Origin of the sequence: Accumulibacter sp. (assembly GCF_016789985.1) — a bacterium.
GTDB lineage: Bacteria > Pseudomonadota > Gammaproteobacteria > Burkholderiales > Rhodocyclaceae > Accumulibacter.
Genome location: NZ_JAEUOL010000169.1, coordinates 1 through 19,800, shown reverse-complemented (window position 1 = coordinate 19,800; position 19,800 = coordinate 1). Strand labels below are relative to the sequence as shown.

Below are 19,800 nucleotides of genomic sequence, written 5' to 3'. Positions count from 1 at the left end.
GGGGCCGATCGTTGACACCGGCAGGCAGACATGCACGCCGCCGGGTCATCGATCAGTCGCGCCGCAACCGCGCCAGATCCCGCACCGCGCCGGTCGCCGCCGAGGTGGCCATCAGGGCGTAAGCCTGCAGCGCCCGCGACACCACCCGCTGCCGTACGGTCACCGGTTGCCAGGCCGACTCCCCCCGACCATCCATTGCCGCCCGGCGCCGTGCCAGCTCCGCGTCGCCAACGGCAAGGTGGATGCGTCGCCCCGGGATGTCGATCTCGATCAGATCACCCTCTTCCACCAGACCAATCGCACCGCCCTCCGCAGCTTCCGGTGACACGTGGCCGATCGACAAACCCGAAGTGCCCCCCGAGAAACGTCCATCGGTCAACAAGGCACAAAGCTTGCCCAATCCTTTCGACTTGAGGTAGGAGGTCGGATAAAGCATTTCCTGCATGCCCGGCCCGCCTTTCGGGCCTTCGTAACGGATGACCACGACGTCACCCGCCGCAACCTGATCGCCCAGTATGGCCTGCACCGCATCATCCTGGCTTTCGAAGACGCGCGCCGGCCCGCTGAATGCCCAGATGCTCTCATCCACACCAGCCGTCTTGACGATGCAGCCATCCTCGGCGATGTTGCCATGGAGCACGGCAAGACCACCGTCCTGTGAATAGGCGTGCGCCCGGTTGCGAATGCAGCCGTGCGCACGGTCAAGATCGAGCTCGGGGTAGCGCCGACTCTGCGAGAACGCGATCTGGGTGGGAATGCCGCCCGGTGCCGCCTTGAACAGTTCGACCACCGCCGCTTCCTGCGTGCGCACAACATCCCAGCGATCGATTGCCTCGCCCAAGGTTCTCGCATGCACGGTCGGAACCGCACGATGAATCAGACCGGCACGGTCGAGTTCGCCGAGAATGGCGAAAATGCCGCCGGCGCGGTGTACGTCCTCCATATGGTAATCCGGGGTCGCTGGTGCCACCTTGGCCAGACAAGGCACCTGCCGCGAAATGCGATCGATGTCCTCCATCGTGAAGTTCACACCACCTTCCTGCGCCGCCGCCAGGATGTGCAACACCGTGTTGGTCGAACCACCCATCGAGACATCCAGGGTCATGGCGTTCTCGAAGGCGGCAAAGCTGCCGATCGCGCGCGGCAACACCGATGCGTCATCCTGCTCGTAGTAACGCCGGCAGAGCTCGACGATCTGACGGCCTGCCTGAAGAAACAGCCCGCAGCGATCAGCATGGGTGGCCAGCAGGCTGCCGTTGCCGGGCAGTGAAAAGCCGAGCGCCTCGGTCAGGCAGTTCATCGAATTGGCGGTGAACATGCCCGAGCAGGAGCCGCAGGTGGGACAGGCCGAGCGTTCGAAGGTGTCCACCTCGACGTCGGAACAGTTGCTGTCACCTCCCTTGACCATTGCGTCGACCAGGTCGACGGCAATCACCCTCCCCCCCCATTTCACCTTGCCGGCTTCCATCGGACCGCCGGAAACAAAGATGGTCGGGATATTCACCCGCATCGCTGCCATCAGCATGCCGGGCGTGATCTTGTCGCAATTCGAGATGCAGACCATGGCATCGGCACAATGCGCATTGACCATGTATTCGACCGAATCGGCTATCAGGTCGCGCGACGGAAGGGAATAAAGCATCCCGTCGTGTCCCATAGCGATGCCGTCGTCGATCGCAATGGTATTGAACTCCTTGGCCACGCCACCGGCAGACTCGATCTCGCGCGCCACCAGTTGCCCCAGATCCTTGAGGTGCACATGCCCGGGAACGAACTGGGTAAAGGAGTTGACCACGGCAATGATCGGTTTGCCGAAGTCGCCGTCCTGCATGCCGGTGGCACGCCAGAGGGCGCGCGCGCCAGCCATGTTGCGGCCATGAGTCGAAGTGCGGGAACGATAATGCGGCATTGCGAATCTCCAATCGGGAACCCGCCTGAGGGTGACGGGCTATAATGCGGATTCTATCCGAAAGCCCCCGGGGTGTTCGCACCGTGTTGATCCATCCGCAGTTCGACCCAGTCGCCGTTTCTCTCGGCCCGCTGAGTGTGCACTGGTACGGGCTGATGTATCTGGTCGCCTTTCTCCAGTTCTGGTGGCTGGGCCGCTATCGGATCATGCACCATGCGCAGATCTCGCAGGCCGGCTGGACGGTGCAGCAACTGGACGACCTGCTTTTCTACGGCGTCCTCGGCGTCATCATCGGCGGCCGCCTCGGCCAGGTGCTGTTCTACGAGCCTGGCCACTACCTCACCCAACCCCTGGAGATCCTTGCCGTCTGGCGGGGTGGCATGTCGTTTCACGGCGGCTTCCTCGGCGTCCTGCTTGCGATGATGCTCTACGGCCGCAAGAACGGTCGCAACTGGCTCGAAATCACCGACTTCATCGCTCCGCTGGTGCCGCTCGGGCTCGCCGCCGGGCGCATCGGCAATTTCATCAACGGCGAGTTGTGGGGACGGCCGGCAGACCCCTCCCTGCCCTGGGCAATGGTTTTCCCATGGGTGGACCACGTGCCGCGCCACCCCTCGCAGATCTACCAGGCGGGGCTCGAGGGCCTCCTGTTGTTCATCGTCCTGTGGATGTATTCCAGTCACCGACGTCCGCGCGGTGCCGTTTCGGGAGTTTTCCTGATCGGCTACGGCGTCCTGCGTTGGGTCGCCGAGTATTTCCGCTCACCGGACGCCGGTATCTTCGGCCTGTCCTACACCGTCAGCATGGGGCAGTGGCTTTCGCTGCCGATGATTGCTGTCGGCATCATTTTTGTCATCGTCGCGAACCGCCAACGAAGCTGAGTCGAGGCATCCCTGGCCGTGCGACAGAGGAGAAGTCATGGCAGAAGGAATTGTTGTAAGGGGGCTGCGCCGCGTACGCACCCTGCTCGCCGAAGGCGCCACGCCACACAGCCTGGAGGGCAAGCAACTGGCCCGGGTACGCGCCCTGCTGCATGAATGCGCCAGCGGCATCGGCGGAGAGATGTCGGCCAGACAGCGGGCCAGCCGGCTGGCCGAAACCTATCAGGGTCTCAACGACGAGGGGCGTGCCACCTTCCTGCGAATTGTCGCCACCGAGTTTGGCCCCGATCCGCAGCGGGTCGACAAGGCGCACACCGATTATCAGGCGGCGATCGGCAGCGATGCCCAGTGGACCGCCGAGTCGGCCCTGCGTAACGCCCTGCGCTCGTCGCGCCTGCGCATCCTGACGCAATTCAACACCCTGCCACAGGGGGTCAAGTTCCTGGTCGATCTGCGTGCCGACCTGCTGCACCATGTCGAAGAGGATGCCGCATTGCGCTCGCTGGATCGCGAACTCGAGTCGCGGCTGAGCGCCTGGTTCGACGTTGGCTTCCTCGAATTGCAGCGGATCACCTGGAGTTCACCGGCCGCCCTGCTCGAAAAACTCATCCAGTACGAAGCGGTGCATGAAATCCGTTCCTGGAGCGACCTAAAGAACCGCCTCGATTCCGACCGGCGCTGCTATGCCTTTTTCCATCCGCGCATGCCGATGGAGCCACTGATCTTCGTCGAGGTGGCACTGGTCGATCATCTGGCCGACAATGTTCAGACGCTGCTCGACGAGCACGCACCGGTGTTTGATGCACAGCGGGCCAACACGGCAATCTTTTACTCGATCTCGAACACTCAGGTCGGGCTGCGTGGCGTGTCATTCGGCAACTTTCTGCTCAAACGGGTGGTGGACGATCTGAAGCGCGATTATCCGCGCCTGGTCAGCTTTGCCACCCTATCGCCGCTGCCCACCTTGCGGCGCTGGTCGGAAAAGACGCCCGAGGCCTGGCAGCACGCGTTCGGACCGGCCGACCTCGAACGAATCAAACGCCACCTGCCGCCTGACGCGACAGCGCCGGACAGCGCCGGCGAACTGCAAGCGCTGCTTGGCGATGGCCGGTGGAGCCAGGACGCGCGGCTGGCGCGCGCCCTGCAGCATGGCCTGACGCGCCTGGCCGCACGTTATCTGCTGAGCACCATCAAGGGTGGCCGCCCTTACGACCCGGTTGCCCGCTTTCACCTGGGCAACGGTGCGCGCATCGAACGCCTCAATTATCTGGCCGACACCTCGACGCGCGGGCACAAGCAGTCCTACGGCCTGATGGTGAATTATATGTACGACCCTGATACTATCGAAGCCAACGTCGAAGCCTTTTCGCGCAGCGGCGAGATTGCGGCCGCTGCCGCCATCCGTCGTTCTGCCCGCGACTGAGATTGCGTGGCCAGAACGTTTTTTCGATCCTCTTACGAGAAAGAACACACTCCATGAGCCAACGTCCCTTCAAAGTCCTCGGTATCCAGCAGATCGCCATCGGTGGTCCGGACAAAATGAAACTTCGCCAGCTCTGGGTCGACATGCTCGGCCTCGAGATTACCGGCAACTTCGTCAGCGAGCGGGAAAACGTCGATGAAGACATCGTCGCCCTGGGCAAAGGCCCGTTCAAGGTCGAAGTCGACCTGATGCAGCCGGTCGACCCGGAGAAGAAACCAGCGGTACACGCGACGCCACTCAACCACGTCGGGCTATGGATCGACGATCTGCCGAAAGCGGTCGAATGGCTCACCGCCAACGGTGTCCGCTTCGCACCGGGCGGCATCCGCCGGGGAGCGGCCGGCTTCGACATCACCTTCCTGCATCCCAAGGCAAGCGCCGAGTTCCCGATCGCCGGCGAAGGTGTGCTGATCGAGCTGGTGCAGGCGCCGCCGGAAGTCGTCGAAGCCTTCGCCAAGCTCGCTTAAACCCCTTCCCCAAGCCGGCAGCCACAGTGGCTTCCGGCCATGCCCGCTCACCGTGGCGCAGCGCAAGGCGTCGACCCGACGCAATCCCGGCTGCGCCAAAAAGTTAGCCGTCCGAGGCATCGCAACACCGCCCTCGTTGTTCCTCTGCGCCTGGCGCAGCCGTTTCCGCCCGACGCGACGCCACCACACCCGCGCAGTCCTGCGGAGTTTGGGCGCACACATGGTCACTTGCACATTCCATGCACTGAACTGTTCTTTTCTGCGCAAAAAAAGATGATAATTACCGACCGGGGAGATTCCGGTGCAGAGACGCGAGGAGGCATGCCAGCAATTCAAGTCTGTATCGAACGCTGCGAAGCCCGAAGAACGAGACTCGGGTCGTGCTACCGCCAGGCGAGGCTGGTCAGCCTGATGGTATAGACCCTTGCCGCCCCGCCGCCTGAGGCATCCGTTGAACCACCATCCATCGCCTGGAGACGCTTTCATCCCTAACAGTTTTCCGTCAGCAAAGGAGGCATCAATGAGTGAAGCAAAGGCCATCGTCCCGGAAAACGATCAAGCCACAAACGTGACCGAGGAGCAGACCGTGCCAACACCAGCCACTACGGACAAGACAGTACGAAAGACATCGGAAAAAGCAGATGGTGACGCGAAAGCTGATGCCAAGAAGGCAGAACCGAAGTCGGCCGCAAAGCCGGCGAAGGCCGGCGACGCAAAAGCCGCGAAAGGCAAGTCGACCGAAACGAAGGTCGCAGCCATTCCTGCGAGCGTCGATGTGAATGAACATGCACACCCCACTCGCAAACCGAAGCTCAAGACCCAGGACTACGAGAAAATCCTGTCCAAGCTGCAGATGGAGCTCGTCAAACTTCAGGAGTGGATCAAGTTCAAGAAACTGAAAGTCGTCGTGCTCTTCGAAGGACGCGATGCGGCTGGCAAGGGCGGTACGATCAAGCGCATCACCGAGAGCCTCAGTCCGCGTGTCACCCGGGTTGCCGCACTGCCCGCGCCAACCGACCGCGAAAAGACGCAGTGGTATTTCCAGCGCTACATCCAGCACCTACCCGCCGGTGGCGAAATGGTCCTGTTCGATCGCAGTTGGTATAACCGCGCCGGCGTCGAACGGGTGATGGGTTTCTGCACCGAGGAAGAGTACCGCGAGTATCTGCGGTCTTGTCCGGAATTCGAGCGCATGCTCGTGCGCAGCGGCATCATCCTGATCAAGTACTGGTTCTCGGTGAGCAACGAAGAACAGGAGCGCCGTTTCCAGGAACGTATCTTCACACCGGCCAAACACTGGAAGCTCAGCCCGATGGACCTCGAATCGCGGGCGCGCTGGGTCGAGTACTCGAAGGCCAAGGACATCATGTTCGCACACACCGACATCAAGCAGGCACCGTGGTTTGTCGTCGATGGCGACGACAAGAAGCGCGCCCGGTTGAACGTCATCACGCACCTGTTGAACATGATCGACTACGAGGACCTGACGCCGCAGCCGATGGTCCTGCCGCCGCGCCAGGAAGAAGGTGGCTACGTGCGCCCGCCGCTTTCCGACCAGACCTTCATCCCGGAAATCTACTGAGGCACAGGCGACCCCTACCTGCAGCGAGCAGGCGCGGAGAAACCGTCCTGCCCGTTTGCCCCAGAACGGCCTCCGACTCAGATGTGCGCCGTCGCGGCCCGGGGCGTTGGCCAGCCTGCCCGCCTACACGTCACGGACGAGCCGGACCCGATCGCCTGCGCCATACGGCATGCATGCTCCAGGCGTCAAACATCCCTCACCGCAGCGGGGTTGCTCGTCACCTCCCGGAGTCGCACCCGCGGGCGGGCCGTGCGGCTTGGAGACTACTTGTAGTAGCCGACAGCACAGACCTGATCGTCGACCTTGGTCACGAAAGCCACCTTGGCCACCGGTTCGGTCTGCCCCGGACGCGGCCACATGTAGGCCACCTCGGCCAGCGAGCCATCCCTGGCCACCGCGTAGACTTCCTCACCCAGGGGCTTGCCGGCCTTGTCCTTCAGTTCCTTGAGGCTCTTCCCTACCAGCAGCGTCGGATGCGCGGTGAAGTTGCCATCCGGACCACCGCAGTAGGGATACAGGTCACGGTCCTTGAAACCGCTCTCGCCCTTGGTGAACATCACCAATGCCCTGGCCTTGTCGGCCTTGACTGCGGCGACTGCCTTTTCGAGCATGGCCTTCGCCTCGGCTGGTGTCCCATACTCCGCTGCCGCGGCACTCCCCACCGACCCCAGAAAAGCGACGACAGAAACCAAAGCCAGATGACGCAGCATCACAACACTCCTTTTGAGTTTGTCATACAACGAAGAACTTGCGGCCAGCAGGTCTGGCGCAAGCGAAAGGGGACCCCTCGCCCGACATGGTAGACCAAAAACGAGCGCGGTTGATTGGCCAGTACCCCCAGGTTCGATGGCTGACCGGTCACGCCTGGCCACTCGCCGGGTTAGCCTCGCTGCGCGCCAGACAACGGCTGCGCAAGGCCATCGCCATCTCGAAGGCGGCTTGCGTGAAACTCAGGATCTCGGCAAATTCCTCATCGTTGAGCGCACGCGCATCATCATTGCTGCGATAGACGTTGACGAACTGGTGTTCGCGCACGGTCTGCAGGACCAGCCTGCCGACTCCCAGACCTTCCAGGCTCTTCCACAGTTCGGGGTTCGAGCTGCGGGTCAGTCGCATGACGAAGCCCACCGGGTCGTTACGCCCGAAGACCGCCGCCAAACGCAGGATCAGCTCGAACGACAGGGCAAGACGCCCGTTCTCGATCGCCTCGATCAGGGACGGGTCCTTGAGATCGATCGCCGCGCCGACTTCGGCAATCGTCAGCCCGGCTGTCTCGCGCATGGTGCGCAGCGCAGCGCCGGTCCTGGCCCAGGCGGCGGGCTCGCCGACGCTGGGCAGCACTGCCCGCACCACTTCGCTGGCCGCATCGATCGGATGTCCTTCCTGCAGAGCACGGCTGACCCGGCCGGCGGTTTCAAGCGCCTTGCCGGCCACCACGGTCGCCGAACTGAGATCGAGCAACCGGCCGGCCATCGCCCGGACCTGCTCCACGATACCTGGATCGGCGGCTGGCAACGCTGTCGGCGCCACCTCGGGGTCGGGCTTCTTCGTACTGCTCCTGGCGGCCTTGCGTCTGGCCGATGGCGAGGGCGGGCTGGTCATGGGTCATCCTTTTCTGGAAACGGCATGGGGTATCAGGGTCATAGGGTACAGGCGGCGAGCGGTAGCGGACAAGAGTATCGGAACCAGTCATCGCTGTGGCGCGGATTCGCCCGGCACCGTCAGTCCCCGTGCACCGCGACGGAGAAATCCTGCCAGCCGTTGCCGCCTACATCGGCTTCTCCGGGGTCACCGGCATCGGCCGGCGCAGCCGCGTTGCACCCACCGACGGCGGTGCCGGACGCCCGGCGCCAACGTTCGCAAAGTTCGCTCTGCACTTGATCCCCGCCGGCAGCTTGAGGCCGGGATTGGCCAGTTCGAGACGAACGCCGAAGGTCCCGCTGGCGGCATCATGCACCCGATCAATGACTTTCACGGTCGCCGCGTAGCGCCCGCCGACCGGTGACTCGGGCAGCACCTCGACGCTTTGTCCGGGCACCAGCTTGCCGAAAGCATCAAGCGGCATCAGCACCTCGACGAACAGCGTGGCGATCTCGGCCAGGCGGAGGATCGGTTTGCGCAGGTCACGGTTATCGGCCAGTTCGCCGGCGTTGAGCAGCCGGTCGACCACGACGCCATCGACCGGACTGCGGATCGTGCGCAGGCGCAACTGTTCGGACAGCCGGCGGTACTCGATCTCGGCCAGCCGGCGATCGTCCTTCGCCTCGAGCAGCTCGGATTCGGCCAGCCGCTTCTCGGTCAGCGCCTCGTCGCGGTCATGCAGCGAGATGAACGACTGGCCGGCCAGCTTTTCGCGTCGTTGGTACTTGACGGTCGAGAACTCGACCCGGCTCTCGCCGGTGCGGACGCGACCCTGCATCGTCGAGCGGTAGCGCGCTGCTTCGCTGGCTGCCCGTTCGACCCCCGAATCGAGCGTTACCAGCAACTGTCCGGCCTTGACCATGTCGCCACGGTCGACCCAGATCTTCTCGATCAAGCCCTCGCTCGCGGCGCGCACCTCGACCGTCTTGCTCGGCTCGATGATGCAGTCGAATTCACCGGCGAACACCCTGCCCGCCAACAGCAACGCCAGCCCCGCCTGACCCCACCTCCGGCTCCACTGCCCCATAGCTACTCCCCTCTTCCAGCAAACGCCAGTGACCGTTCGACCCGCTTGTCGAACTCCACCGTCTGTCGCCGAATCCGTGAATTCTGTCGTTCCGCCGCCGTTTGCGCGAACAGCCGGAGCAGGCGCGCCAGCCGGTCGGGCAGCAGGCCATCGGCCGCCCTCCAGGCGCGCAGCCAGCCGGGCAAGTGCCCGGCATGGGCGACGAACAGTTCGTCATCGAGCGCAACGATCGCTTCGCACGATCCCGGATCACCCTGCCGGCCGGCGCGACCGAAGAGCTGGCGGTCGATACGCGCAGCGTCGTGGAACTCGGACAGAATGACATGCAGACCTCCCGCATCGCGTACCACGGGACTCAGCAGGATGTCGGTGCCCCGCCCCGCCATGTCGGTCGCCACGGTGATCCGCCCCGGCTGTCCGGCCTGCGCGATGATCCTGGCCTCGTCGCCATCCTGGCGCGCGTTGAGCACCGCATGCTCCAGCCCGGCCGCGCTCAGCCGCTGGCTGGCCAGCTCGGAAGCGGCGACCGAGCGCGTGCCGATCAACACGGCGCGCCCGGCAGCGCGCAGCGCGGCGGCACGCTCGACCACTGCCGCCCAGCGTCGTTCGCCGTCAAGGAACACCCGCTGTCCGAGGTGGCGGCGAATCAGCGGCCGATTCGGCGGAATGCGCAGGACGTCCAGCGCATAGACCGAGCGCATCTCCGGCGCCACCTCGGTCGCCGTACCGGTCATTCCGGCCAGGCACAGGTAACGACGGAAGAAACGCTGATAGGTAATGCGTGAAATGGTGTCGCGCCGTTTCGAGAGGTCGAGCCCTTCCTTGACCTCGATCATCTGATGCAGGCCGCGCTCCCACGACCGGTCGGCCATCACCCGCCCGGTGCATTCATCGACGATCCGGACCTTGCCGTCGGCGATCAGGTAATGCCGGTCGAGCTGAAAAAGGTGCAGCGCCGACAAGCCCTGTTCGACGAGTTCCTCGCGCGCCCGTGCAATCGCCCACAGTCCCGGCTGTCCCCGGGCAAACTCGGCCACGGCGGCGCGACCGGCATCGGTCAACTCGATGCTGCGCTCCTGCGGCCGCAGCCGGTAGTGCGCCCGGCGTTCGAGGGCGGCGGCGAGCACCAGAGCCTGTTCGTAGAGGTCGCGTCCATGCGCGTCATCGACATCGCTGGAAATGATCAGCGGCGTGCGCGCCTCGTCGATCAGCACACTGTCGGCTTCGTCGACGATCGCGTAGAACAGGCCGCGCAGCAACGGCGGCCGCGTGGAGACATGGTACGGCCCGGCGAGCCATTCGTCGAGCAAGGCGCGGTTACCGCTGCGGGAACGCTGCTGGCCGATCCGGTCGCGCAGGTAGTCGAAAACCAGATCCTTGTTGACGCAATAGGTCACGTCACAGGCATAAGCGGCAGCACGCTGCACCCTGTCCTGGTCGGGGACGATCAGGCCGACGTGCAGGCCGAAGAACTCATACACCGGCGCCAGAGCCTCGGCATCGCGGCGCGCCAGGTAAGCGTTCACCGTGATCACATGCACTGGTGCGCCGGCCAGTGCCACGGTCACCGCCGGCAACATCGCAGTCAGCGTCTTGCCCTCGCCAGTCTGCATTTCGGCCAGTGCGCCGCGCAACAGGGCATAGCCGCCCATCATCTGCACCGGATAATGGCGCAGCCCGAGCAGGCGCGAGCAGACTTCGCTGACCAGCGCGAAACACTCGGCGGCCGGCGCATCGGCGAGACCACCGGCGACCAGCACGCCACGCAGGCTCCTCGCCCGAGCTTTCAGGGCGGGTGTAGCGAGTGCCGGCAGTTCGCCGGCCAGGGCCTCGACGCGTTCGGCGAACTGCCGCAGGCGAAGCAGGCGCAGCCCGGATCCGCGTTGCGCCCAGCGGCCAAGCAGCCCGCCGATCAGGCGATCGACGTGGCCATCCTTGAGGTCGAGCCGCTCCGGGTAGAGTCCCGGGGCGAACTCATGCACCTGCCAGCCGTCGAGCAGCACCCTAGACATTGAAGCGCGACAGGAAGAGCTGGCGCAGACGGCGTCCCCACTGCTCGGCCAGCGGTTCGGCCTGATGGTGGAAACGCACGTAGACCCGGGTGCCGATCTGCAACGCACCAACCTCCGGTGGCAGTTCGAGGTCGAACTGGAACAGCCGCTGCAGCGACTTCAGCCCGTTCGGGTCGCGCGGATCGGTGCCGTGCGGGCCACCGCCATCGAGCGACAAGGCCTTGCTGGGCAACTGGTCGTACCCGCCGGGCACTTCACGCAGAACCTGCGCCCGATAGGTGTGTTCGAGGCGGTCGGCGATCTTCACCTCGACCACCGTGCGCTGTTCGCGCACCAGCGCGATGTCGTCCTGGCCGACCACCACGCGCAGCAGGCGCGGCGGCCCGGCGACGATATGGCCCAGCAACTCTCCCTTGTGCACGTAGCGCCCCGGCAGGTCCTCGGCGCGCACCAGTTTGATCTGGCCGGGCAGTGCAGCAAGCACAAGCAGCGAATCGAGTTTTTCCTCGGCGCGCGTCAGCACCACCTGCTCACGCTCCAGGTCCTGGCGAATCGCCACCGCCTGCGTGCGATCGTCGAACATCAGGGAGGCGTACTGCACCGCGAACTGGCGTACCCGGGCCTGGCTCTGTTCGAGCTCGGCGATCAGACCGGGCTCCTCGGTGGTCAGCAAGAGTTCACCCGCACCGACCGGCGCGTCCGGCCGAACGAACAGGTGCTCGACGAAGCCGTCGGCAGCAGCGCGCACCTCGGCGTTTTCGGGTACCCACACCACGCCCTCGGCATGCGTGCGCAGCGGCAGCGGCACGCAGAACACGCCAAGCAGGAGCAGGGCCAGCCCGCCGAAGGTGAGCAGTCGCGCCCGTGTGCGCGTGCGCTGCAGTTCGGGGCTCGACAGCACATAGGACAGACCCTTGCCGACCGGCAGCACGAACAGGGTGATCGCCGCCCAGATCGCCAGCACGACGCCGATGACGAAGAACTCGCCGGCGATGAACAGGGTGATGGCGATCATCACCCAGGTTCGGTAGAGGAACGACGCAGCGCCGTAGAAGACGAACCAGCGGCGCTCGCCGGGGCTCGCCGGCGGTCGCTCGACCGTCGTCACGCCGAACAGATGGCGTTTGGCGAGCCACTGCCAGTACTGGTTCGAGCGATTGCCGAGATTGGGAATCTCGATCAGGTCCGAGAGTATGTAGTAGCCATCGTAACGCAGCAGCGGGTTGCCGTTGAACAGCAGGGTCGAGGCGCCGGCGACGAGCAGCACGTTGAAGGTGATCGAGCGCAGCAGCCCGGGTTCGACCGACACCCAGAACAGCATGGCGAGACCGGCGAGGAAGAGTTCGACCAGCATGCCGGCAGCACCGACCGCGGCGCGCCGCCACTTGCTGCGAAAGGCGCCGGCGGCGCTGGCATCGACATACGGAATCGGCGCCAGGACGAGCAGCATGATCCCCATCTCATGGACTTCTCCGTCACCCGAACGGACCGCGTAGCCGTGACCGAGTTCATGCAGGGCCTTGATCAGCGGGTAGATCAGCCAGAGCAGTAGCAGGTTGCGGGTGGCAAGCACCTGATCGCTGAGATTGACGGTCAGTTCCTGCCAGTGCACGCCGGCGAGGACGATCGCCGGCCCGACGACGAGCAGCCAGAGGCAGAGGCCGAGCGGCCCGCACAGTGGACGGACGAGCGGAAAGCTGCGTTTGAGGAAGACATCGGGGTCCCACAGGGGGACGCGGATCGACATCGGGTTGATCAATCTCTGCAGCAGCTTGTGGCGCTTCTGCTTGCCGCCACGCTCGGCCAGTTCGTCGACATCGGGCGGCAGATCGGCCTGCAGCAGATCGCCGGCGTGCAGTTGGGCGAGCAGGCGGAGGACGTCGTCCTGGCTCGGCGCCGCGCTGCCGGCCTGCGCTGCCACCTCGCCCCAGATCTGGTTGATCGTCCGCCGGCCGTCCATCAACTGGATCACCCGATAGGCCGAAGGGCTGAAGCGATGCAGCTTGCCCGAGGCGGGGTCGTGCAGTACGTACCAGGCCTGGCCGCGGAAGCGCTGACGCTGGATGCGGGCATGAGCGCGCAATACCGGCCGCAGTTCCGCGATACGGTACCAGGAAGCGCTGAGGAAGGGGGCGGCCATGTCGCCGGTGGTGCTGCGGGCTAGGGTAGCCAGGTCCAGGCTTGCAGACGCAGCCAGTCGGTCAGGCGGTGCGTCCAGATCCAGGCGTGGCTCTGCGCGCCGGCGTTGATCTTGCCGACCCCTTCCATGCCGGGACGCAGCTTGAGATCGTTGCGGGCGAGTTGCGCTTCGACGCGAAAGACGTTGCGGCCGTCTTCGGCCTCGGCCATCGAGATGTTGCGCACTTCGAAGTCGAGCGCTTCGCCGGCCAGCCCGCTGAGCACCAGCTTGCCGGTCTGGCCAGCGCGCACATCACGGATGTCGCGGTCCTCGACCTTGAGGATGACGCGGTAAGCGTCGAGCGGCGCGATCTCGAAGAGCAGTTTGCCCTGTTCGACCGGCGAGCCGAGCAACTGGCTGAGATCACCGGAGACGACGATACCGTCGAACGGGGCAACGATCCGGGCACGGAAGAGCTTGTCCTCGACCAGCGCGAGCTGCGATTCGGCCTGCTGCATCTGGGCAAGCGAGACGTTGGCGCTGGCCCGCTCATGTTTGGCCAGTGCGTCGCGGTAGCGCGCGCCATGTTGTTCGCGTTCGGCCAGCGCGCGCTGCCGCTCGACCAGCAGATCGCGCTCGTCGAGCGTGGCGAGCATCTGTCCCTGGCGGACGACGAAGCCGGCGCGCACCGGTGCTTCACGCAGGAAGCCGGCAAAGGGCGCGACAGCGGCGCGTTGCACTTCGCCCTCGACGACGGCCCGCGCGCTGATCCGGTAGTCGCCGTCCAGGAAGAGCACGCCGAGCAGCAGCACGACAGCGAATGCCACGGCGACGCGCAGGCCGGGCCGCCGACGGTCTCCGAGATGCTGCCAGATGCGCCGCAGCTTGTCGACCAGGCGACCGGCGAACCAGCGGTGCAGCTCGATCCGGCTGTGCAGCAGCGGTGCGAGCAGGCTGCCGACCGCTTCGAAGGCACGCCGGTCGTCGCTGGTGAAGGGCGTGCCGCGCTCGAAGCTGAGCACGCCCACTCCGATGCCGCGACTGGCCAACACGACCGAGCACACGGCGCGCGGCGCGGCGAAGTCGCGATGCGCGATGGCGATACCGTCGTCGGCTTCAGCGAGCGGTGGATAGGCGACGCTGCGCCGCTGATCGAGCGCCTCGTCCATGGCGCTCTCGAGCGCCGCGACGAACTGGCTCTTCGGCTCGAAGAAGGCCGAGTGCGAGAGGGCCAGCAGACGCACCCGCCCGCCGCGGTCTACGCCGAGCGCGACACGCTCGCAGGCGAAGCGGCTGGCGAGATCGTTCACCACCGCCATGGCCATGGCGGGCAGGCGCCCCTGTTCGCCGGCAACGGCCAGGACGTCGAGCGCGATACGAGCGCGCTGCAGGATTTCGGCATCCGCCAGGTTCTGGCGGCGCAGGAACAGGGTCTCGAGCCAGCCGATGCCCCAGTGCAACTGGCGGAGCACGCCCTGCAGCGCGTCGTCGGCCCGCTCGACGACGTCCAGCACGGCGGCACCGTGCAACTGGCCGTCGAGTTCGACCGGATAGGCGACGATCACCAGAGCGCCCGGCAGACCGCGCAGCACCTTGCCCTGCCGCTCGCCGAGGCACTGCTCGGCAGCCGGCGCGAGGTAGGTGACGTCGCTCTGCGCGGAAGGCCAGACGGCGGCGGGAACGAAGGTGCCACCGCCTTGTTCGAGCAGCAGCAGCGCGGCGCGCACCTCGGGCACCTGCAGACACTGCAGCGACAACCAGGCAGAACAGAAATCGGCCGCCGTCCGGGCCGCGGCAAAGCTGCTCCAGGCGTCGCCAGCCCCGGCGCTTGCCCCACCAGTGCCGCCGCCCGATGCGGAGCGTCGATCGGCGCTGAATGATCCTGGATGATCCGGGCTCGACGGCAAGACAGTACTTCCCAAGCAGGAGGGTCGCGACGACACGAAGGGTGGGAACAGCCGTGCCGAACACGGCCCGCCGACATCCGGCCATGCTCGAGGCAATCGACACCGGATGGTAGCAAAAAAGCGAAACTCTTCAAGCGCCTTGCGGCGGCCGCACCGCATTCGAACCCTCGATAGGCGATGGAAGCCGCCGTACGCCGCCGTCGATATCTCCGGCATCCGTCTCCTGGGCGAGGCCGGCCCAGGCCAACTGGCCAGTAAAACCCGTCACGCTGTGGCGCTGGGGCACGGTCGTCGTCGAGACCGAGCACGCTCACCAACCACTCCGGTCGGCTGCCCACTCCGATCTTGCGAAAGGCTTCGTGCAGGTGGGTCTTCACGGTCTCCTCGCTGATACACAACCGACGTTCAAGTTGGGTGTTGGTCAGCCCACTCGACAGGCTTTGCGCAGTGATCTCCAGTTCGCGCGGCGACAAGCCATAGTAGCCGAGGTGGTTGCGGATATGGCCGCGCTGCCGAAAAGGCACCAGACTGACGATGGTCAGCCTGGCTCCCGATCGCTTGACGGCCTCCCAGTCCTCAGTCTTGTGCGTCGCCGGGCCACCGCCAGCGCGTGTCGATACGGCACCGCGGCATGAAGTCGGCAAAGTCACTGCGGCCCACGTGACAGAAGTCGGACAGATCCGACAGGCGAACCGCCTGCTTGGGAGCCAACGCAGCCGGGTCGCGGTGCATATAGAGCATACCCTTATACACTTAGGATCCCGCTATAAGCTTGCCAACTTTCGTGGTCAGGCGGTATCATGAACTGGGCTGTGGAGGAGCTGCAGGGAATCGATCCGGGTAACCGGCGACGGGACAAGCAAGCGATGGCGTTGTTGGGCACGCTCTCTTCGAGGCCGACGACTGGTCTCTCCGGAACGTGTGCGGGCTGGTCGGAGCCCCTCGCGGCGTACCGCTTCTTCGACAATGATGCCATCACCTGGGACGACCTTCTGGCCCCTCACTGGTCGTGCTCGAAGATGCGGATGGCCCGCCCTAAAGTCGTGCTGATGCCGCAGGACACCATCGAACTGGACTTCAACGGGCAGGGCATGACCGGCTTGGGTCCCGAGCTACGAGACTCAACGGGGCTGGTACGGGCATTCGACCTACGCAGTCAGCGCGGATCGCGAGCCCTTGGGCGTTCTGGATGCGGGGAGGTGGGCGCGTCAGCCGAAGGATGCCAACGCTCAGCATCCGGGAATCAAGGAGCGCACGCGCGGGATCGAGGGCGATGAGCGGGTGGCCGAACTGGCCACGGAGGTGCCGGACGCCCGGCTGGTCTAAGTGGCCGGCCGCGCGTCCGACCTGATCGAGCCGCTGGCTCGCCCCGCTAAATTGGGCCACCCGGCCGATTGGTTGCTGCGTGCCCGGCACGATCGGGCACTGCCCGCAGGCCGAAACTGTGGCAGACGGTGACGTCCGGTGAAGCGCTCGGGGGCATCACCTTCACTCTGCCCGCGAGGAATGGTCAGAAGGCGCGGGGGTCCGCCAGCAGCTTTGGGCGCGGGTAGTGGATCTTGCTTATGGCAAGAAGCAGACGATCCGGGCCACCTGTGTGGCGGCAGGGAAATCGATCCGCCGGCCGGCAGCAACCCGGTCGAGTGGCGTTTTCTGACCAAGCGCACCGCCGAGACGTTCGAAAAGGTCGCCGAACTGATTGACCGGTATCGCGCGCTGGGAGATCGAGATCCTCTTCCACCTTCTCAAGAACGGCTGCCGGATCGAGACCCGGCAACTGGGCACGATCGACAGGCTGCAGCGCACCAGCGCGCTGTACCTGATCGTTTACTGGCGCATTGCCAGGCTGATGCGATTCGGCCGGATCTGTCCAGATTTGCCCGCCGATCGATTCTTCCACCAAGGCGGAGGGCATGCCACCCGCCTCCTGACCCAGAAGAAGCCGCCAGCGGACGTCCCCACCCTCAAACAGGTCCTGCGCCTGGTGGCCAGGCTCGGCGGATTCCTCGCACGCAAAGGCGACGGAGAGCCTGGCGTCAAGACCATCTGGCCCGGATGGCAGCGCGTCATCGACTGTGCGGGCAGCCTCCAGTTCATGCGCAAGGTCGCTGCGGGGTGAGTCGTGTATAAGGATAGCTTCATCCCCGCCGCCAACCGATGCCCACGATTGCGTAGATACCGATGCCGCATGGGGCAAGAAATCGGCCGGTGGCAGACGACTCAGCGCCCGGTCCATCGGCCAGGAGAGTACCCGCCTAGCGATTCACATCGACCACCACCCGTCCGCGCACCTTGCCGGCCAGCAACTCACCGGCCACCGCTAGCGCCTCGTCCAGCCCGATCTCGCGTGTCATGCTTTCCAGCTTGGCCGGATCGAGGTCGCGCGCCAGGCGCTGCCAGGCTTCCTGACGAACCGCCAGCGGCGCCATCACGCTGTCGATGCCGTAGAGCGTCACCCCGCGCAGGATGAAGGGAGCGACCGTCGCCGGAAAATCCATTCCGCCGGCCAGGCCGCAGGCGGCTACCGCACCCCGGTAGCGGGTGGTCGCACAGGCATTGGCCAGGGTGTGGCTGCCCACCGTATCGACCACGCCTGCCCAGCGTTCCTTGCCGATCGGCTTGCCCGGTGTCGAGAGTTCGCTGCGGTCGATCACGGCGGTCGCGCCGAGCGCCCGCAGATGCTCGGCTTCCGCGACGCGGCCGGTCGACGCCACCGTGCGATAACCGAGCGTGGCGAGCAACGCGATCGCCACGCTGCCGACACCGCCGTTGGCTCCGGTCACCAGGATTTCGCCGTCTTCAGGCTTCACGCCGTGCTGTTCCAGCGCCAGTACGCAGAGCATGGCGGTGTAACCGGCCGTGCCGATCGCCATCGCCTGACGTGGGGTGAACCGCTGCGGCAGGGACACCAGCCACTCGCCGCGCACACGCGCGCGTTCGGCCAGACCGCCGCAGTGCGTCTCGCCAACACCCCAGCCGTTCAGCACCACCTGATCACCAGGCTTCCAGACGGAGCTGGAACTCTCGATCACACTGCCGGCAAGATCGATTCCCGGTACCATCGGAAAACGCCGCACGACCGGTGCCTTGCCGGTAATCGCCAGACCGTCCTTGTAGTTCAGCGTCGACCAGGCGACGCGCACGCTGACGTCACCTTCCGGCAGGACGGCATCGTCGATTTCCTGGAGCCGTGCCTGGTAGCCGGCCTCGTCTTTGGTGATCAGAATTCCCTTGAACATGCTGACTCTCCTTGGCTGCAATAAAGATGAATGGTGGACGGCACCGGCAAATACCGCAGCAAGCAGGCGCCTGCACGGCAGAACGCGCCGGAACCGGCAGGTGAAGCTAGCCGCCGTCTGCCGCCTCGCCCCTCGCCGGCACGCGCACCATCGTCCGCCGGTAAAGATCAACGACGCGCGCCGCAAGCTCTTCCGTCGATACGCCCGCACCCGGCGCTGCGAGCACCGCCTTGAGGACAGTTGCGAGCACCGTGGCATCCAGCGTCGGTGGCGCGCCGCCGGTCAGCCCGGCGGGGGCAACAGTGTAGACCGCCCGCGCTTCGGCCGCGACGTGGGCACCGCGGCCGCTAGCGAGCCAGTCGACAGTCACCCCGGCCGCCGCGGCAATCGCCGAAGCCTTGTCGAGCGGTGGCATCCGCCCGTCCTTGAGGTAGGTGCGCAGCACCGACTCGGCCAGCCCGCAACGGCGCGCAAACGATGACACCGACTCCCTGCCGATGACCGCCTGCAGGCGCGCCGCCAGCGAATCGGCGAGTGCAGCAGAGGACGGCAGCCCTTGCCTGCCCCCCTGCCCTGTCGCTGGGTCGTTGCATGATTCGTCTTCGGGAGGGGTTTCGCGCATCGCTCGCCAATCAAAAAAACAGGTGCCGGAAAGTCTTGACATCTCGCAACATCTTGTCGAGAATTGCGGCCGGTAGCATAGCAGGAAACAGGGGGCTGCGCTGCCGGTTTCACCATTGCTGGCATCGTTTCAGACTTCCGGCCGGCAGCGTATGCACAGCAGCCGATCGACCAGCGTCGCCCCGCCGGGCTGACTGCCCGGGGCGCCGCCGCTACACGCGGAGATTCCCTGCGACAATGATGAACAGCAGGGGAAGTGGGCCTTGTCCGTTGACATTGAGCGTTGCGATACAAGGGGAGAATCGCCATGCGCCGGTCGGCAAAACACGACGAACGTTCGCCTCTGCCGCGGAGGCCCGGCCCAGCGCCTTTGCTCTCGGCCCTGCGCGACGCCTTCAGCCACCTGACCGGCAAGCCACCGGGCCCCGTCACCGGCCGCAGCGACTCCCGCCTGCACTGGGAGCCACTTGAACCGCGTCTGCTGCTCTCGGGCGACCCACTTGCCCTGCCGGAACTGCTCGACGGGACAGCCGGCGTCGCCACTGAAGTCCACAGCGCCGAGCCGCAGCTCTCCGATACCACCCGTGTGCTGATGGAAAATCCGGGCGAAAGCAAGGCTCTCGCCTGGTCGCTCACCGCCGGCGGACAAGCCTTCGCCGGCACCTCCGAACCCGCGCCGGACAGGACTGCCGCACAGGCAACCGGGATGGCCCAGGCCGGAGAAGGCGGGGTCGGCGCTGTGCAGGGCAGTGTCCAGGCGAGCCAGACGTTTTTCGACGCCGACTTCAACGCCGACGGCCGGCGCGACCTGTTCGCGGTCAGTCACCGCGCCGACGGCAGGGCGGTCGGCCAGTTGTGGCTCGCCACCGAGCATGGCCTGGTCGAAGGCGACAGCGTCGAACTCGGCGCCTG

14 protein-coding genes and 2 pseudogenes are annotated in these 19,800 nt (G+C 65.5%); 6 read left to right on the top strand and 10 right to left on the bottom strand.

Translation table 11 applies throughout. The features are described 5' to 3' along the window. Positions 1 to 52: 52 nt before the first annotated feature. A complete protein-coding gene (ilvD, locus tag JNK99_RS09980; RefSeq protein WP_291852185.1) occupies positions 53 to 1,909 on the bottom strand; it encodes a dihydroxy-acid dehydratase in 1,857 nt (618 codons plus the stop codon). Positions 1,910 to 1,992: 83 nt separating this feature from the next. Between ilvD and lgt the strand changes: the two genes are divergently transcribed. The 4 genes from lgt (at position 1,993) to ppk2 (ending at position 6,322) form a co-directional block, all read left to right on the top strand. After that, positions 1,993 to 2,790: a prolipoprotein diacylglyceryl transferase gene (gene lgt, locus JNK99_RS09975; RefSeq protein WP_291852182.1), complete on the top strand. Its 798-nt coding sequence runs from the start codon at positions 1,993 to 1,995 to the stop codon at positions 2,788 to 2,790. A gap of 37 nt (positions 2,791 to 2,827) precedes the next feature. Next, on the top strand, positions 2,828 to 4,213 hold the full coding sequence (locus tag JNK99_RS09970) for a malonyl-CoA decarboxylase (protein WP_291852179.1): 1,386 nt from the start codon (positions 2,828 to 2,830) through the stop codon (positions 4,211 to 4,213). Between the two features lie 53 nt (positions 4,214 to 4,266). Continuing rightward, entirely contained in the window at positions 4,267 to 4,740 is a 474-nt protein-coding gene (locus JNK99_RS09965; RefSeq protein WP_291852176.1) for a VOC family protein, read from the top strand. Positions 4,741 to 5,515: 775 nt separating this feature from the next. Further along, positions 5,516 to 6,322, top strand: coding sequence for a polyphosphate kinase 2 (ppk2, locus tag JNK99_RS09960; protein WP_291852278.1), 807 nt, complete (start codon positions 5,516 to 5,518; stop codon positions 6,320 to 6,322). Positions 6,323 to 6,585: 263 nt separating this feature from the next. Here ppk2 and JNK99_RS09955 read toward each other — a convergent pair whose 3' ends face one another. From JNK99_RS09955 to JNK99_RS17665, 7 genes and pseudogenes are all read right to left on the bottom strand, one after another. Continuing rightward, positions 6,586 to 7,032 (bottom strand): cache domain-containing protein, encoded by a 447-nt coding sequence (locus JNK99_RS09955; RefSeq protein ID WP_291852174.1) that lies wholly within the window; start codon positions 7,030 to 7,032, stop codon positions 6,586 to 6,588. Positions 7,033 to 7,180: 148 nt separating this feature from the next. Further along, positions 7,181 to 7,924, bottom strand: coding sequence for a helix-turn-helix transcriptional regulator (locus JNK99_RS09950; protein ID WP_291852171.1), 744 nt, complete (start codon positions 7,922 to 7,924; stop codon positions 7,181 to 7,183). A gap of 166 nt (positions 7,925 to 8,090) precedes the next feature. Beyond that, the gene (locus tag JNK99_RS09945) at positions 8,091 to 8,990 is read right to left on the bottom strand and encodes an efflux RND transporter periplasmic adaptor subunit (protein ID WP_291852168.1); all 900 of its coding nucleotides are present in this window, start codon (positions 8,988 to 8,990) and stop codon (positions 8,091 to 8,093) included. 2 nt (positions 8,991 to 8,992) lie between these two features. Continuing rightward, on the bottom strand, positions 8,993 to 11,002 hold the full coding sequence (locus JNK99_RS09940; RefSeq protein ID WP_291852165.1) for a preprotein translocase subunit SecA: 2,010 nt from the start codon (positions 11,000 to 11,002) through the stop codon (positions 8,993 to 8,995). Further along, complete coding sequence (locus JNK99_RS09935) at positions 10,995 to 13,142, bottom strand: PqqD family peptide modification chaperone (protein WP_291852161.1); 2,148 nt, start codon at positions 13,140 to 13,142, stop codon at positions 10,995 to 10,997. Before JNK99_RS09935 ends, JNK99_RS09940 begins: the two co-directional genes overlap by 8 nt. A gap of 20 nt (positions 13,143 to 13,162) precedes the next feature. Then, complete coding sequence (locus tag JNK99_RS09930; protein ID WP_291852158.1) at positions 13,163 to 15,028, bottom strand: HlyD family efflux transporter periplasmic adaptor subunit; 1,866 nt, start codon at positions 15,026 to 15,028, stop codon at positions 13,163 to 13,165. Between the two features lie 332 nt (positions 15,029 to 15,360). Next, positions 15,361 to 15,552, bottom strand: a pseudogene (locus JNK99_RS17665) (helix-turn-helix transcriptional regulator); the annotation flags it as partial. Positions 15,553 to 15,858: 306 nt separating this feature from the next. On the opposite strand from JNK99_RS17665, the pseudogene JNK99_RS09925 reads away from it, so the two are divergent. Next, positions 15,859 to 17,147, top strand: a pseudogene (locus tag JNK99_RS09925) (IS4 family transposase). A gap of 136 nt (positions 17,148 to 17,283) precedes the next feature. Here the strand turns inward: JNK99_RS09925 and JNK99_RS09920 are convergent. Beyond that, entirely contained in the window at positions 17,284 to 18,267 is a 984-nt protein-coding gene (locus JNK99_RS09920) for an MDR family oxidoreductase (protein ID WP_291852155.1), read from the bottom strand. A gap of 106 nt (positions 18,268 to 18,373) precedes the next feature. After that, the gene (locus tag JNK99_RS09915) at positions 18,374 to 18,889 is read right to left on the bottom strand and encodes a hypothetical protein (RefSeq protein ID WP_291852152.1); all 516 of its coding nucleotides are present in this window, start codon (positions 18,887 to 18,889) and stop codon (positions 18,374 to 18,376) included. Positions 18,890 to 19,195: 306 nt separating this feature from the next. Between JNK99_RS09915 and JNK99_RS09910 the strand changes: the two genes are divergently transcribed. Beyond that, a partial coding sequence (locus tag JNK99_RS09910; RefSeq protein ID WP_291852149.1) for an LEPR-XLL domain-containing protein occupies positions 19,196 to 19,800 on the top strand: 605 nt, incomplete at its 3' end.